This window comes from Dietzia alimentaria 72 (assembly GCF_000226215.1).
Lineage (GTDB): Bacteria > Actinomycetota > Actinomycetes > Mycobacteriales > Mycobacteriaceae > Dietzia > Dietzia alimentaria.
In genome coordinates this window covers 46,601-62,863 of the sequence record NZ_AGFF01000020.1, presented here as the reverse complement: position 1 = coordinate 62,863, position 16,263 = coordinate 46,601, and the positions used below count along the sequence as shown (strand labels likewise).

12 protein-coding genes are annotated in these 16,263 nt (G+C 68.8%); 1 reads left to right on the top strand and 11 read right to left on the bottom strand.

Annotated elements, in window-relative coordinates; all coding sequences use genetic code 11:
- Positions 1 to 131 precede the first annotated feature (131 nt).
- The 9 genes from ON04_RS08420 to ON04_RS08380 form a co-directional block, all read right to left on the bottom strand.
- Positions 132 to 782 (bottom strand): TetR/AcrR family transcriptional regulator, encoded by a 651-nt coding sequence (locus tag ON04_RS08420; protein ID WP_010541163.1) that lies wholly within the window; start codon positions 780 to 782, stop codon positions 132 to 134.
- Between the two features lie 13 nt (positions 783 to 795).
- A complete protein-coding gene (locus tag ON04_RS08415) occupies positions 796 to 1,929 on the bottom strand; it encodes an NDMA-dependent alcohol dehydrogenase (RefSeq protein WP_010541162.1) in 1,134 nt (377 codons plus the stop codon).
- A gap of 64 nt (positions 1,930 to 1,993) precedes the next feature.
- Positions 1,994 to 2,791 carry an enoyl-CoA hydratase family protein gene (locus ON04_RS08410; protein WP_010541161.1) on the bottom strand — a complete coding sequence of 266 codons (798 nt, stop codon included), beginning with the start codon at positions 2,789 to 2,791 and terminating at the stop codon, positions 1,994 to 1,996.
- A 1-nt stretch (position 2,792) separates the two neighbouring features.
- Positions 2,793 to 3,974, bottom strand: coding sequence for an acyl-CoA dehydrogenase family protein (locus ON04_RS08405; RefSeq protein WP_010541160.1), 1,182 nt, complete (start codon positions 3,972 to 3,974; stop codon positions 2,793 to 2,795).
- A 5-nt stretch (positions 3,975 to 3,979) separates the two neighbouring features.
- Positions 3,980 to 6,019 (bottom strand): ATP-binding protein, encoded by a 2,040-nt coding sequence (locus ON04_RS08400; protein ID WP_010541159.1) that lies wholly within the window; start codon positions 6,017 to 6,019, stop codon positions 3,980 to 3,982.
- An 11-nt stretch (positions 6,020 to 6,030) separates the two neighbouring features.
- A complete protein-coding gene (locus tag ON04_RS08395) occupies positions 6,031 to 7,629 on the bottom strand; it encodes an acyl-CoA carboxylase subunit beta (protein WP_010541158.1) in 1,599 nt (532 codons plus the stop codon).
- Complete coding sequence (locus tag ON04_RS08390) at positions 7,626 to 8,804, bottom strand: acyl-CoA dehydrogenase family protein (protein WP_010541157.1); 1,179 nt, start codon at positions 8,802 to 8,804, stop codon at positions 7,626 to 7,628. The genes ON04_RS08395 and ON04_RS08390 overlap by 4 nt, the downstream gene beginning before the upstream one ends.
- Positions 8,801 to 10,591: an acyclic terpene utilization AtuA family protein gene (locus ON04_RS08385; RefSeq protein WP_010541156.1), complete on the bottom strand. Its 1,791-nt coding sequence runs from the start codon at positions 10,589 to 10,591 to the stop codon at positions 8,801 to 8,803. The genes ON04_RS08390 and ON04_RS08385 overlap by 4 nt, the downstream gene beginning before the upstream one ends.
- The gene (locus ON04_RS08380; RefSeq protein ID WP_010541155.1) at positions 10,588 to 11,406 is read right to left on the bottom strand and encodes a TIGR03084 family metal-binding protein; all 819 of its coding nucleotides are present in this window, start codon (positions 11,404 to 11,406) and stop codon (positions 10,588 to 10,590) included. The genes ON04_RS08385 and ON04_RS08380 overlap by 4 nt, the downstream gene beginning before the upstream one ends.
- A gap of 133 nt (positions 11,407 to 11,539) precedes the next feature.
- Between ON04_RS08380 and ON04_RS08375 the strand changes: the two genes are divergently transcribed.
- Positions 11,540 to 13,147, top strand: coding sequence for a class I adenylate-forming enzyme family protein (locus ON04_RS08375; RefSeq protein WP_010541154.1), 1,608 nt, complete (start codon positions 11,540 to 11,542; stop codon positions 13,145 to 13,147).
- A gap of 12 nt (positions 13,148 to 13,159) precedes the next feature.
- Here the strand turns inward: ON04_RS08375 and ON04_RS08370 are convergent, their stop codons facing one another.
- Both ON04_RS08370 and ON04_RS08365 read right to left on the bottom strand, forming a co-directional pair.
- Positions 13,160 to 14,569, bottom strand: coding sequence for an acyclic terpene utilization AtuA family protein (locus ON04_RS08370; protein ID WP_010541153.1), 1,410 nt, complete (start codon positions 14,567 to 14,569; stop codon positions 13,160 to 13,162).
- Positions 14,570 to 14,603: 34 nt separating this feature from the next.
- Positions 14,604 to 16,154, bottom strand: a complete 1,551-nt coding sequence (locus ON04_RS08365; RefSeq protein WP_029458070.1) for a succinate CoA transferase — start codon at positions 16,152 to 16,154, stop codon at positions 14,604 to 14,606.
- Positions 16,155 to 16,263: the final 109 nt, after the last annotated feature.

Here is a 16,263-nt window from a genome sequence, read left to right as displayed (position 1 = left end):
GGACTCTCGCGCTCCCCTGTCGGGCGCACGGGCGACCACGTCAGCCGCTCTCGCTGGCCTACTGGGCACGATCCTCCAGCTCGCATACTGCGAGCACGATGGTCAAGCCTAACCGGCGGTGGGAGTATTGGTCAAAAGGCGGATTCCGGAGCCATTTCCGGGAGTGGCTTTCCGGCGTCCGCAAGCACCGTGTCGAGGGACTCCGCCCAGAATCGGATGATCTTCTCTCGCCGTGCCGAGTCGTCGGAGAGCACGTCGGCCAGGCCGAGCCCGCGGGCCAGGTCAAGGGTGGTCTGTAGCGCGCGGCGCACCCTGGTATCCGAAGGGTCACGACCGAGCGCGACCGCCGCGATCCCCAGTACCTCGCGGGACATCCTGTTCTCCAGCGGAAGCACCCGCTCGGCGAGGGCCGGGTCGCTAGCGGCCGCGGTCCAGACGTGGAGGGCCGCCTTGAACAGGTCCGACGTGTAGTGCGCGACGATCAGCCTGACCACCGCGACCGTCCGTTCCGTCCCCGGTGGTGGGAGTTTCAGCCCGACACTGCGGACGCTTTCCAGTCGCTGGTCAACCATGTGGACCAGCGCTGCCGTGATGAGGTCCTCGCGAGTCGGGAAGTGGTGCTGGGCGGCGCCCCGTGAGACGCCAGCGGCGGCGGCCACCGCCCCTACGGTGGTCGCCGCCCAGCCCTGCGTTGCGAGTAGTTCGATGGAGGCACCGAGCAGCCGCTCCCGCGTGATGCGGCTCCGGTCCTGCTTGGGGGTCCGTTGCTCGGGTGCCGCCATTTAAGTCCTCCTGCTACCAGTCCTGCTCGTCATAGATGATCACGCCGCGGATGTTTTTGCCATCACGCATGTCCTGGTATCCCTGGTTGATGTCCTCTAGTCGGTAGGTCTTGGTGACCAGTTCGTCGAGCTTGAGATTGCCGGCGCGGTACTGGTGCAGAAGATGCGGGATCTGCTTACGCGGTCCGGTGCCACCGAAGATGGCACCCTGGAGTGTCTTCTGCTGCATCGCCAGGTCGAGGATGGAGATCTGCGCGTCGACCGCCATCATGTCGCCCAGTCCCACCACCACACACCGTCGACCCTTACCGGTGAGGAGGAGACCCGGGAGCAGATCGCTGCCGTTGACGACGCCCATGGTGAGGATCACCAGATCAGCCATCCGTCCCCAGCTGATCTCCCCCACCAGTGCCATTGCTTCATCCATGGAGCTGCAGGTGTGGGTCGCGCCGAACTCCTCGGCCTTCTCGCGCTTGAACTCGACCGGGTCGACGGCGATGACCGCTCGCGCGCCGGCTGCGGCTGCGCCCTGGACCGAGTTGATGCCGATACCGCCCACGCCTACGACGACGACGACGTCGCCCTCCTTGGCACGACCGATTTCAGTGGCCGAGCCCCAGCCCGTGGCGACTCCGCAACCCAGCAGCGCCGCCTTGTCCAGCGGGATGTCCTTTTCGATCTTGATGACCGAGGACTGGTGAACGGTCACATAGGGAGAGAACGTGCCGAGTACGCACATCGCGGCAACAGGCTCACCCGCGGCGGTGTGCATACGGTAGGTGTCGTCGCTGATCGCGCGGCCGGTGAGGAGGCCCGCCCCGTTGTCACACAGGTTCTGGAGTCCCTCGGCGCAGGGCGGGCAGACCCCACAGGCGGGGATGAACGCCAGGACGACGTGATCGCCCTCTTCGATGCCGGTGACGCCCTCGCCCACCTTGGTGACCACGCCGGCACCCTCGTGACCGCCGACGATGGGGTACGTCTCGAACTGCAGGTCTCCGGTCAGCAGGTGCTCGTCCGAGTGGCAGAGACCGGACGCGGCCAGCTTGATCTGGACCTCACCGACCCTGGGGTCGCCCAGATCCACATCGACGACCTCCCAGCCGTCCTGCTTGGGCTCCCTGATGATGGCTGCCTTGGTGCGCATGCGTGAACTCCTCAACGAAGGGTGTGCGGCGATCCTGGTCGAGTGACCAGCATCACATGCCACGCTACTCTGCGTCGGTCGCCCAGGAGGGCTGTCTACGTTCGAGAAATGCGCTCATCCCCTCGGCGACGTCCGCGGTGGTGAACAGGCGTGCCGTTACTCCGGCGAGTTCTTCCCCGCGTGCGTCCAGCTCGGCCAGCAACGGTGCTGCGAGGAGCGCCTTGTTCTCTCTGAGCCCCTGGGGCGAGCAGGGCCGGAAAGCGGCCACGAGCTCGTCCACAGCTGTGTCAAGGTCCTCGACCGCCTCGGACAGCAGTCCGATCCGGCGCGCGTGTGCCGCGTCGAACTTCTCCCCCGTCAGCAGGGCCAGCGCCAGGTCCCGCGAGTTCACACGGGCGGCCAGAGGCACCGAGATCATCGCCGCTGCGAGACCGAGGCGGACCTCGGTCAGCGCGAACGACGAACTCGGGCCCGCGAGCGCGAAGTCGCACGCGGCCACGAGCCCCATCCCGCCGGCGCGGACGTGGCCATCGACCGCCGCGATCACAGGCTTGGGGTGGGCGAGGATCTCGCGCAGCAACCCCACGAAGACCCGTGTACGTCCGGCGGCCTGCTCCTCCGGACTGCTGTGGTCGGCCGAGGCCTCCGAGAGATCCGCACCTGCGCAGAACGTCCCGCCGGCGTGCCCGAGAACGACGACGCGGGCGGAGTCGTCCAGCGCAGCGCGGCCGAGCGCAGCGTGGAGTTGCTCGACGAGAGCGGTCGAGATTGCGTTGCGGTTGTGCTGCGAGTCCAGCGTGACGCGCGCAGCGCCCCCGCGGACCTCGTAGCGCACCAGGGTCTGATCGCTCACCGCGGCCACCTCAGTAGCTCCTGGGCAGACCCAGCGAATGCTGGGCCACGTAGTTGAGGATCATCTCCCGGCTCACCGGGGCGATGCGCGGCAGACGCGAGGCGGCGAGCATCCCCGCGAGCCCGTACTCCACCGACAACCCGTTTCCACCGAGGGTTTGGATCGCCTGGTCAACGGTCCGTGCTGACACCTCGCCGGACGCATACTTGGCCATGTTCGCTGCCTCTCCGGCCAGATCGTCGAGGCCGGCGTCGACCAGGGCCGCGGCCTTGCGCATCATCAGACGCGCCAACTCGAGCTCGATCTTGCACTGCGCGAGCGGGTGGGCCACGCCCTGATGCGCACCGATCGGGGTCTTCCACACCGTGCGCTCGTTGGCATACTTGGTGGCTATGTCCATGGCATAGCGAGCCATGCCGGTCGCCATTCCAGACGCCATGATGCGCTCGGGGTTGAGGCCGGCGAAGAGCATGAGCAGGGCGGTGTCCCCGTCGCCGATGAGCGCCTCGGCGGGTAGTCGCACGTCGTCAAAGAAGAGCTGGAACTGCCGCTCGGGGGTACGCACCTCGGTGGGGATGTGCGTCTTCTCGAAACCGGGGGCGTCGGTGGGCACCATGAACAGCGCAGGCTGCAGCTTTCCGGGCGTGGCTCCCTCGAGGCGGGCCACCACGAGAACCGCATGCGCCTGGTCCACGCCGGAGATGTAGGTCTTCTGCCCGCTGAGCAGGTAGTCGGACCCGTCGCGGCGCGCGGTGGTGGTGATGGCGTGGGAGTTGGAACCGGCGTCCGGCTCGGTGATCGCGAAGGAGGTGATGGTCTCCCCCGACGCGATGCCGGGCAGCCACTGCTTCTTCTGCTCCTCGGTGCCGAAGCGCGAGATGATCGTGCCGTTGATGGCGGGCGAGACCACCATCATGAGCAGCCCGGTGCCCGCAGCCGAGAGCTCCTCCTCCACGATGGCGAGCTCGGTCATGCCAGCGCCGCCGCCGCCGTACTCCTCCGGGAGGTTGACCCCGAGCAGCCCGAGTTTTCCTGCCTCGCTCCACAGCTCGTCGGTGGTTTCACCGGAGTCGGACTTGGAGCGCATGTACTCCATGCCGTAGCGCGCGCCCAGGTCGTAGGCGACCTTGCGGAGCTGCTTCTGCTCGTCGGTGTCGATAACTGGGTTGGGGATCTGTGAGATGTCGGTCATCGTGATCACTCCTGTTCGGTCTGGGTGTCGGTGGCGGTGTCGGTGTCGGTGTCGGAGACGACGGCGAGAATCGTCCCCGATTCGACCTGGTCACCGACCTCCACCGGGAGTTCGGTGACGACTCCGTCGACGGCGGCCGCGATGGTGTGTTCCATCTTCATTGCCTCCATCCACAGCAGCGGCTGGCCGGCGGTGACGGTGTCGCCGACGGAGACCGCGACGCGGATCACCGAGCCCGGCATGGGCGCGAGCAGTGATCCCGCGGCGACCTCGGCGGAGGGGTCGGTGTAGCGCGGTGGTTCGACCAGTGAGACGGGGCCCAGCGGCGAGTCGACCTCCACTGCGGTGTCCGCACCCGGGGTCTCGTAGCGTGCGACGGTGAAGACGCGGCGAACCCCCCTGACCTCGAAGACGGCCGAGTCGGTGCCCACATCCACGACGGTGACCGCCTCGGAGAGGTCGCCTTCGGCCCTGGGCCCGGAGCGCTCACGGGTGTAGGCCATCTCGACCTCGTCCTCGCCGTGGCGGAACATGCGCCGCTGCAGCGTGCGCCCGACGTTGCGGAACCCTGCCGGAGCGAGTGCCACCGGCCCCGCGGCGTGCCCGGCGGCCCCGGAGACCACGGCGGCGGCGAACGCCGAGATCCTCACCGCCTCGTCGTCTGCCAATGGGGCGGCGAGCGTTCCGGCGCCGTGATCGTCGAGGAACGCGGTGGACAGGTTCCCGGCGATGAACTCCGGATGGCGCAGTACGCGGACGAGTTGGGCGCGGTTGGTGACCAGACCGTGGACCCGTGCGCGCGTCAGTGCACCGGCGAGGGAGGCGCAGGCTTCCGGGCGCGTGCGTCCGTACGAGATGACCTTGGCGAGCATCGGGTCGTAGTGCACGCCGATGAGCGCGCCGTCCGGCCCCGGTTCGACGCCGCTGTCCAACCGGATCCCCGGGCCGTGCGGGCCCTCGAAGCGGGATGAGATGCCGGGGATGTCGAGCGCCCAGAGGGTGCCCGAGCCCGGCGTGTAGTCGTGTGCGGGATCCTCGGCGTAGAGGCGTGCCTCCACCGACCAGCCGTGGGCGGCGGGCGGCTCCGCCGACGGGAGCGGAAGACCCGCGGCCACATCGAACTGCAGGGCGACCAGGTCGAGGCCGGTCGTGGCCTCGGTCACCGGGTGCTCCACCTGGAGGCGGGTGTTCATCTCGAGGAAAAAGAACTCGCCGTCGTCGGTCGCCAGGAATTCGACGGTGCCGGCGCCGGTGTACCCGATGGCGGCGGCGGCGTCGCGGGCCGCTGTGTAGAGCGCCTCCCGCATCCCCGGGGTCCGCTCGACGAGGGGGCTGGGCGCCTCCTCGATAACCTTCTGATGACGACGCTGGATGGAGCATTCGCGCTCCCCCACCGCCCACACGGTGCCGTACGAGTCCGCCATGATCTGGACCTCGATGTGCCGGCCCCGCTCGAGGTAGCGCTCGCAGAAGACCGCGTCGTCGCCGAAGGCCGACTTGGCCTCCCGCTTCGCCGCTGCGATCTCGTCCTGCAGCGAGTCCACCGTCCGGACCACCCGCATGCCGCGACCGCCGCCCCCGGCGGAGGCCTTGACCAGTACCGGGAGGATGTCCTCGGTGACGTCGGCGGGCTCGAGGTCGGTGAGCATCGGCACGCCCGCCGCGGCCATCATCTTCTTGGCCTCGATCTTCGAGCCCATGGCCTCGATCGCGGACACCGGTGGGCCGATCCACGTCAGGCCCGCGGCGATCACGTCGCGGGCGAACCCGGCGTTCTCGGACAGGAACCCGTATCCGGGGTGAATGGCGTCGGCGCCGGCGGCGCGGGCGGCCTCGATCACGAGGTCACCACGCAGGTAGGTCTCCGCCGGCGTGTTGCCGGGAAGACGCACGGCGGCATCGGCCTCGCGGACGTGCGGTGCGCTTGCGTCGGCGTCCGAGAAGACGGCGACCGTGGTCATCCCGAGCGAGCGGGCGGTGTGGTGGACACGCCGGGCGATCTCGCCACGGTTGGCCACCAGGATTGAAGTCAGTGGTGCGTTCATGGTTTCGTTCCTCACATCCGGAAGACGCCGAAGCGGTCGGTTCCGGCGACTTCTCCGGAGTGGATCGCGGACAGGCTGAGGCCCAGCACAGTCCGGGTGTCGCGGGGATCGATGACTCCGTCGTCGTAGAGCATTCCCGACAGGAACGCCGGCAGCGACTCCTTCTCTATCTGGTCGGCGATCGCGGTCTTGAGGCCGTCGATCGTCTCCTGGTCCATCTCCTGGCCGCGGGCTGCGGAGGCCGCGGAGGCGACGGAGGTCACCACGTCCGCGAGCTGCTGCGCGCCCATGACGGCGGACTTGGCACTGGGCCAGGTGTAGAGGAACCGCGGGTCGAACGCGCGACCACACATCCCGTAATGACCAGCGCCGTAGGAGGCTGCGGTGATGAGTGACAGGTGTGGGACCTCGGAGTTGGAGACGGCGTTGATCATCATCGCGCCGTGCTTGATGATGCCGCCGCGCTCGTACTCGGAGCCGACCATGTAACCGGTGGTGTTGTGCATGAACAGCAGTGGGGTGTCGTAGCGGTTGGCCAGTTCGATGAACTGGGTGGCCTTTTGTGCCTCCTCGCTGAAGAGCACGCCGCGGGCGTTGGCGATGATCCCCACGGGATAGCCGTGGATCTCGGCCCAGCCGGTGACCAGACTCCCACCGTAGAGGGGCTTGAACTCGTCGAAATCCGAGCCGTCGACGATCCGGGCGATGATCTCGCGCGGGTCGAAGGGGATCTTGAGGTCCTCCGGGACGATGCCGAGCAGGTCCTCGTCGTCGTAGAGCGGTTCGGGGACCTCGGCGCGGGGCGCGCGCCCCTTCTTGGACCAGTTGAGTCGGCGCACGATGCCTCGCGTGACGCGTGCGGCATCGGCCTCATCGACGGCGAGATGGTCCGCGAGACCGGAGACCCGTGCGTGCATGTCGGCGCCGCCGAGGGTCTCCTCGTCGGCGATCTCGCCGGTGGCGGCCTTGACCAGCGGCGGGCCGGCGAGGAATACCTTGGAGCGCTCCTCGATCATCACCACGTGGTCGCTCATGCCCGGGACGTAGGCGCCGCCGGCGGTCGAGTTGCCGTAGACCACCGCGATGGTCGGGATCCCAGCCTTGGACAGGCGGGTCAGGTCGCGGAAGAGCGCACCACCGGGGACGAAGACCTCTTTCTGCGTGGGCAGGTCCGCGCCGCCCGATTCCACGAGGCTGATCACCGGAAGCCGGTTCTTCATGGCGACGTCATTGAGGCGGAGGATCTTGCGCAGGGTCCACGGGTTGGAGGTGCCGCCCTTGACCGTGGGGTCGTTGGCGATGAGCAGGCATTCGACCCCCTCGACCACGCCTATCCCGGCCACCACGGAGGCGCCGGTCTGGAAGTCCGACCCCCATGCGGCGAGTGCGCACAGCTCGAGGAACGGGGACTCGCGGTCGAGGATCATGTCGATTCGTTCGCGGGCCGTGCCCTTACCGCGCTCGCGGTGGCGGGCGACCTTCCGCTCGCCGCCGCCGGCCAGCGCGGGTTCGAGGTCCGCGGCGAGCTGGTCGAGCTTGCCCTCCATGGCCTCTCTAGCGGCGCCGAAATCGGCGCCGGTGGTGTCCAGTGTGGAACGCAGGATGGTCATGCGGTGTACCCCAAACGTCGTCCGGCGAGGGTGGTCAGGATCTCGGTGGTGCCTCCGCCGATGCCGAGGAGTCGGACATCTCGGTACTGACGGCTTACTTCCGACTCGGCCATGAAGCCGAGTCCGCCGAAGAGTTGAACGGCCTGATTGGCAACCCATTCAGCGCATTCGACGGCGGTGTTTTTGGCAAAACAGACTTCGGCGATCGCGTCGTGTCCCGACACCGCCAGGTTCACACAGTGATGCGTGTAGGTGCGGGCGAGCTCGATGCGGCGGGCCATCTCGGTGACCGTGTTCTGCACCGCCTGCCGCGACAGCAGTGGTCGGCCGAAGGTCTCACGCTCACGCACCCAGTCGAGTGTGATGTCGAGGCAGCGCTGAGCATGGGAGTACCCCTGGCACGCCAGCGCCGCACGCTCGCTGACGAAGCCGATCGCGATCTGGGCGAATCCGTCGTTCTCCGCGCCGACGAGGTTCTCCACCGGCACGCGACAGTCTGTGAACGTGAGCTCGGCGGTGTCCGATGCGCGCCAGCCGAGTTTGTCGAGCGGGGCCGAGACGTGGAAACCGGGTGTGTCGGTCGGGATCACCAGGAGGCTGACCCCTGCGGCGCCCTTCAGGTCGTCTCCCCCGGTGCGCACCGCGGTGACGACGAAGTCGGCGCGGGTCGCGGAGGTGATGTACGTTTTGGCGCCGTTGACCACGAAGTGGTCCCCGTCGCGTCGGGCCGAGGTGGTCAGGTGCCCGACATCCGATCCCCCACCGGGCTCGGTGATGGCCAGCGAGCCGATCATCTCGCCGGCGAGGGTGGGCCTGACCCAGCGGTCGATCTGCTCCGGGGTGCCCGACTGGGCCAGGTGGGGGGTCGCGATTCCGCAGGTGAACAGCGACGCGAAGACACCGCCCGACACCCCGGCCTCGTGCAGTGCCTCGCACACCACCAGTGAGTCGATCGCGTTGCCGCCACCCCCACCGACCTCTTCGGGAAACGGAACCCCGAGCAGACCCAGCTCGCCTGCCTTGCGGTGCAGTTCACGCGGGATCGCGCCTGCGGCCTCCCACTCGTCCAGGTGGGGCAGGATTTCGCGCTCGGCAAAGCGGGCGGCGGTCTCACGCAGCGCGAGACGCTCGTCGGAGTACCAGGGGTCACCCGGTACATGGGGCGGAATCGTCACTGGTTCTCCTCGGGGGACGTCGCCGGTGCGGTGACGGGGGCTGAGAGGTGATCGGGTACATCGACGACGCGGGAACGAAGCCACTCGGCGAGCCCCTTGGCCTGTGGGTCCCAGCGGTAACCGTGAGCCACACCCTTACCGAGCAGGCCGTCGATGACGAAGTTCACCGCGCCCAGTTTCGGGAGTTCGTAGCGCTCGATAGGGAGTGCGGCCGTCTCGGGGAGCAGGCGGCGCAGTTCGTCCACGGTGAGGGTGCCGCGCATCCAGGAGTAGGCCTCCGCGTCTCCGGCCCACAGGCCGATATTGGCGGTCCCGCCTTTATCCCCCGAGCGGGCGCCGAGCACGTCGCCCAGGGGGCGACGGGTGGCGGGTCCGTCCACCGGGGTGAACTCCGGCAACGCTTCGCCGTTTGCGTCGAGACCGTCGGAGGCGTGCCCGTCGCCCATCTCCGCCATCGTGGCCGGGGGGTCGATGTCCACCCGGGTGCCGTCAGGCAGCACGGCGACGTGCGGCACGGTCTCCTGTGCGAGGTAGGCGGGAATGTAGACGCCGTAGGGAGCGCCGCGTCCGGGCGGGCCGCTGGGGGTGGCGCCCGGGTAACTGGAGAGGGTCATGGCCACTGCTGCATCCGAGAACGCGCGGCCCACGACGTCGGCGTCCGTGTCCCAGCCGACGATGGTGAGCATCGCGGTGGCGGCGGCCTGGGTGTCAGCGTCCGGGTGGTCGGTCCGCTGGAGACGGAACTGAAGCTCGGCTGGTTCGCGTTCCAGGCCGGCGCGGAACTGGCGCTCGACCAACGCGGCCTTGTCCTCGATGTCCAGGCCCGTGAGCAGGAAGGTGATCTCGTTTCGATAGCCACCGAGGCACGTGACGGACACCTTGGTGGTGGGCGGTGCGGTCTCGCCGCGGACGCCGTGGACCCGGACCCGGTCCGGCCCCTCCTGCTCGACGCGGGCGGTGTCGAGGCGCGTGACGACATCGGGTCCGCCATAGCGGGCGCCGGTGACTTCGTAGAGCAACTGAGAGGTGACGGTGCCGACCGTGACGGCGCCGCCGGTCCCGGGGTGTTTGGTGATGACCGAGGTGCCGTCGGAAAATATCTCCGCGATCGGAAAGCCCGGGGTGACGGGGTCGGGGATCTCTCCACGGTTGAAGAATGCGTAGTTGCCGCCGGTGGCCTGTGTCCCACATTCGATGATGTGCCCGGCAGCGGTGGCGCCGGCCAGTGCGTCGAGGTCGCCACGCCCCCAGCCGAAGTGACTGATGGCGGGCCCGACGATCACCGAGGCATCGGTGACCCGGCCGGTGACGACGACGTCAGCGCCCGCGTCCAGGCAGCGGGCGATGCCGAACGCCCCGAGATAGGCGTTGGCGGTCACAGGCAGTCCCGCATTAGCCGGGATATCGAGTTCGCCGACCCTGTCGATCAGGTCGTCTCCCTCGACGTGCGCGACCTTCGGCTCCAGCCCGTGCCGCGCGCCGAGCTCACGGATCGCGTCGGCCAGTCCGGCAGGGTTGAGACCACCGGCGTTGGCGACGATCTTGACCTTCTTCTCCAGCGCCAGGGCAAGGCAGTCCTCGAGCTGACGGAGGAACGTCTTGGCGTACCCGAGCTCGGGACTCTTCATCCGGTCGCGGCCGAGGATCAGCATGGTGAGCTCTGCCAGGTAGTCCCCGGTGAGGACGTCCAACTCGCCTCCCTCGAGCATCTCGCGCATGGCGGAGATCCGGTCACCGTAGAATCCGGACATATTTCCGACCCGCAGTGGGGTGCTGTTCACGGTCATGCTCGTGCTCCCTTCTCACGGCCGCCACCGGGGAGTCCGGCGAAGGCCTGGGCGATGCGTAGCCAGCCGAGCGCGTCGTCGCCGACCGCGTCGAGGGCGGTGTCGTCGAGGTGCACGCGCTGGGTGACCAGCAGGCAGAAGTCGAGGGCCGGGCCCGTGACGCGCTGGTCTGCGTCGGCCGGCCCGAACTCGATCAAGGTGCCGTCCGGGTGCGTGAGCGCGACCCGGACCTCGGACATGGGGGCCTCGAGCCCGTTCATCATGTAGGCGAACGCGCGGGTCTTCCACCCCAGGCGGGCGATGTGCGGGAGGGCTCCGACGAAGGCCGGGTCGGCGTCGACTGGCACGCCGAGTGCATCCGCGACGTCCACCCCGTGCGCCCAGGTCTCCATGATCCGGGCGGTGATCATGGACCCTGGCCGCATGGGAGGACCGAACCACGGGATCTTCTCCCCCGGATCGGCCTTTTTCAGTTCATCGCCGAGTTCGCCGCGGGCCAGGCGCCAGCGGGCCAGCACTTCCTCGCGACCGGTGGCGACGATCTCGGTGGCCCCCACGTCCACGAAGCCGGTGGGGTCCTCCATGGCCTTCTCGACGACAGCCTGGAATGCCCCGGCGTCGCGGATGGCCGTGAGGGACACCTCGTCTGTCCAGGCCAGGTGGGCGATCTGCATGGCGACGTCCCAGCCCTCGGCCGGTGTCTCGGTGTTCCAGCGATCGGCACCCGCGGTCTCGACGAGTTCGTCCACTCGGGCATTCAGCGCCACGAGGGCCGCGTGTGGGTCCTCCGTCGCGGAGGGCTGGGAGTTGGTCATGACGAGAACAATCCCACCCCGGCTCAAATAAAGCAAGCATGACTGCTTGCTTTATTTGGCCGCCCCTGGAAGTGTTAATGTCGGTGATCCCCGTCACTCCCGGCGTGGGACGCCCGACGCATCTGGAGACACCGTGCGACTAGATTTGACCGGGATCGATCCCGTCGACCACGCCCTGGCCCGCCGCTGCTCCGTGGGCGACATCCCCACCCGCGCGGCTGCCACCTTCTCGGGTCGGACCGCCGTCAGCGACGACACCGGATCGTGGACCTACGCCGAACTCGAGGCGGTCTCCAACCAGTTCGCCCACGGGCTGGTCGCGCACGGGATCGAGGAGGAGGAGCCGGTCGCGATCCTGTCGACGAACTGTCGCGAGTTCGTCGCCACCTACTTCGGGACGGCCAAGGCGGGAATGGTCTCACTGCCCATCAATCTCCTGGCCGGGCTGGACAACATCGCCCATGCCCTCACCGACTCCGGGACCCGCATCCTCGTGGTCCATAGCTCCCTCGCGGAATTGCTGATGGGGGCGGTCGCCGCCATTCCGGCGATCCGCACTGTCGTCGTCATCGGGGGCGTCCCCGACGGTCTCGAGGCCCCCGCCGACGGTCCCGCCGTGCTCGGCTGGGACGACCTGCTCGCCGGGGAGGATTCAAACCCGGACACGGTGATCGCCGACCGCCAGGTCGTTCAGTGCCTGTACTCCTCCGGCACCACGTCCCGCCCCAAGGGTGTGCTCACCTCCCACCTCGCGGTGACGATGGCCGGCCTTTCCAATGGCGCGGTCTTCGGCCTGGCGTGGGGGGCGCAGGCCTCGATCACAGTGCTCCCCCTCCCCCTGTTCCACACCGCCGCGCTTAACGGCGTTCTGGTCCCCGGGATCACCATGGGCGCCACAGTGCACCTGCTACCCGGGTTCGATCCGGTGACCTACGTCGACACCGTCGCGCGGGTACGCGCCACTCACCTGGTCGCACTGCCCCTGATGCTCGAGGCACTGGCCGAGGGGGCAGACCGGGGCCTCGACCTGTCCTCCGTCGAGGTCGCGCTCTACGCGATGGCACAGATGCCGGAGCAGGTGCGCCGTCGACTCGAGACCGCGATGCCCGACGCGAAGATCGTCCTGGGCTCCGGGATGAGCGAGTGCACCCCGGCGACCGTCATGCAATGGCCGGAACTGGGCTCCGACAAACCCGACTCCTGGGGTTACGCCACCCCTGTCGCGGAGAACCGCATCTGCGAGCCCGGCGGGGACGAGCTGCAGCCGCCAGACACCGACGGCGAGATCGCCTACCGCGGCCCGACCGTGATGGAGGGCTACTGGAACAACCCCGAAGCCAACTCCGGGGCTTTCGTGGGCGGGCACCTGCACTCCGGGGACCTGGGCCGGATCGATCCCGAAGGGGTGGTGTGGTTCACGGACCGGGTCAAGGACATCGTGAAGTCCGGCGGCGAGAACGTCTCCTCACTCCACGTGGAGCAGGTACTGCTGGACCACCCCCACGTCGCCGAGGTCGCGTGTGTGGGGCGCCCCGATCCCAAGTGGGGCGAGCTCGTGATCGCGGTGGTGGTGGCCGCCGACGGAGCGCCGGCCGGGGATGACCTCAGGGCCTCCGTGATGGAGTTCGGCGCCGAACGGCTCTCGCATTCACACCGGCCACGTGACGTGGTGGTGGTGGACGCCATCCCCCGCACCGCGACCGGGAAGATCCGCAAGGTCGAGCTCCGCGCGATGCACTGACCGGGCTCAGAGCTAGGGACCGAATTCGAGCAACTCGCCGGGGATCTCGAGGTCAGCAGCGGCCAGGTCGGCCCCCAGTCCGGGACGCAAGACCTCGCCCCGCGGCGGCCGGGCGACGAGGTTGACCGCCCGGAGATTGGGCAACAGATACCGCCGGACGTCCATGCCGTCCAGGCCCGGGATCAGTTCCCGGAACCGCTCGACGGTGAACTCCCCGGCCAGCCAGGCGAACGCCGAGTCGTCCCACGTCCACACCGCGATGTTGACCCCGCGGCCGACGACCCCGCGGCGCACGCCCGCCACCGACCCCAGCGCGGCGGTGACGGGCTCACCACCCGGAACGGATCTCGGGGCCCACGTGGCGGGCAGCTCACCCGGACCGATGGGCGCGGTCTCCACGGGCACCGGGACCCGGACGAGGGTGTCGTCGGGCAGGACGACAGAGTGCCCGGCGTCTTCCTGGGCCAGGGGTCGGGCGATGCGCGCGGGGCGCCGCCCGTCGCGGATCCCCCGGGTCATGGCGACCACCGCGACGACGGGGGGTGCCGCCTCACCGCGGGCGCCGCTGATGCGGACCCGGTCCGTGCCCTCCTGCGCCAAGCGGAGAGAGTCGAGCCGGAGGACCACGTCCGGGGCCGCGTACCGGATCCCGGCGACGCCATCGAGGAGTTGATCGGTAACGGTCCCGACCGTGACCGATCCGAAGGCGGACGGATGACGTGTGACGACCGCGCATCCGTCATCGGAGATCTCGGCGATCGGGTACCCGCCGCTGACCGGATCAGTCGTGCGGGTGACGTCGGTGGTGGAGTCCACGACCCCGGTCGCGCCGGGACCACCGGAGAGCACGTGCCCCACCGCGACAGATCCCGCCAGGGCGTCCAGGGCGGACGGCGTCCAGCCGTGGTGGGCCGCAGCGGCGCCCACGACGAGCGCCTCGCGACTGACACGCCCGGTGACGACGACGACGGCGCCGGCCGCCAGTGCCCTGGAGATTCCGAACGCACCATGACGCACGGTCGCCACGTCAGCCTCCCCGAGCCCCAGTTCGACCGCCCGGTCGGTGACGTCACCGGAGTCGACGCAGGCCACGTCGAGTTCCATGCCGGCCGCCCGAGCAGCCTCACGCAGTTCTGCGGCGAGTCCCCGGGGATCGAGGGCGCCCGCGTTGGTGACGATCCGCACTCCCCCTGCGCGGAGCGTGTCGAGGCACTCGCTGATCTGGACCAGCGCCGCGCCCTCGTAGCCCGGTCCGCCGGCCGCACGCTGCGCAGCGAGCTCGAGCATCGCCTCGTCGGACAGCATGTCGAGCGCGAGGACGTCCAGAGTCGCGGCGGCGAGGAACTCGGCTGTCGCCGTCGCACGGTCAGCCCGCGACGCGGAGACGTTGCCGATCCGCAGGGGGCTCTGTGTGCTCGTCATCAGTCCTCGGACTCCTTGTCGATCAGGGGGGCGCCTACCCCAGCATGCTCCCTGTCGCGGTGAGGCGAGTGTGGAAGGAGAAGGCGTCTTCGAGGATATGCGGAGTGTTGCCCGCGTCGGGACGCGACTCGGCGCGGTCGAGGTAGTCGTGCAGGAGGGGCCGGTAGGCGGGGTCGGCGCAGTGACCGACGACGAGACGCGCCCTCTTGCGCGGGCTGAGGCCGCGCAGGTCGGCAAGTCCGTGCTCGGTGACGATCACCTGGACGTCGTGCTCGGTGTGATCGACGTGCGGGACCATCGGCACGATCGCCGACACGGTCCCGTTCTTCGCGGTGGACGGGCTGAGGAACATCGATACGTACCCGTTGCGGGTGAAGTCACCCGACCCACCGATACCGTTCATGATCCGCGTTCCTCCCACATGGGTGGAATTGACGTTGCCGTACACGTCGGCCTCGAGCATGCCGTTCATCCCGATGACGCCGAGCCGCCGCACGATCTCGGGGTGGTTGCTGATCTCCTGCGGACGCAGCGTGATGTGTTCCCGGTACAGGTCGAAGTTGTCGACCAACTCTTCGAGCCCCGCCCGCGACAGGGCGAGCGCGGTCGCGGAAGCGTGCGCGACCTTGCCCTCGCGGATGAGGCCGAGCATGGAATCCTGGATGACCTCCGAGTAGCAGGTGAGGTCAGAGAAGGGGCCCGCCTCGAGACCTGCGAGCACCGCGTTGGCGACATTGCCGATCCCCGCCTGTAGCGGGAGCAGGCTGCCCGCGGGCATCCGGCCGCGCGAGACCTCGTGCTCGAAGAACTCCACCACGTGACCGGCGATGGACTGGCTGACGATGTCCGGGGCGGTGAGTGCGCTCTCGGAGTCTTTCGCGCAGGTCGGCACCACGGCGATCACCTTGGCCGGGTCCACCTCCAGATGACTCTGCCCGATCCGGTCGTCCGGACGGGTGAGCATGATCGGACGACGATCCGGGGGCAGCGCGGTGCCGTAGTAGACATCGTGCATACCCTCCACGCCGATCGGGACCCACGAGTTCACCTCGAGGATCACCTTGTCCGCAACCTCGAGCCACGTTTTGTTGTTGCCCACCGACATTGACGGGACCAGTTTGCCGTCCTCTGTCACGGCCGCCACCTCGACGACGGCGACGTCCACGTTCCCGTAGTAGCCCTCCCACACCTGCTGGGCTACGTGCGACAGGTGGATGTCGACGTAATCCATGCGGCCGGTGTTGATCGCGCGACGTGCCGTGGGCTCGCTCTGGTACGGCATGCGCAGTGCGATGCCGTCCACCTCGGCGAGCGCCGCCTCGGTTTCGTTGGCCACCGATGCCCCGGTGAGGAGGTTGACGTTGAAGTCACCGCCGCGCGCTCGCACCGTGCGAATCCGCTCCGCGAGCGCGGGAGCGAAGGCCTTCGGGGTACCGGCGCTGGCGAACCCACTGATCGCAACGGTATCTCCGTGAGCGATCCGCGAGACCGCGGAGGCCGCGTCGGTGATTAGACCCTGGAAATGCGGGTGGCGGATTCGTGACGGGTCGTACGCGGTTCCCGGGGAGTGGACGGCGGTGCTCATGATCCGGAGCCTATCGCCGGCACCCACGTAGTCCCGCCTCGCGAACACCCGGCCACCCCTCATGTGGTGAGCCCGACGATCCCGCAGGTCTACCGGGTGAGCGGGGCCC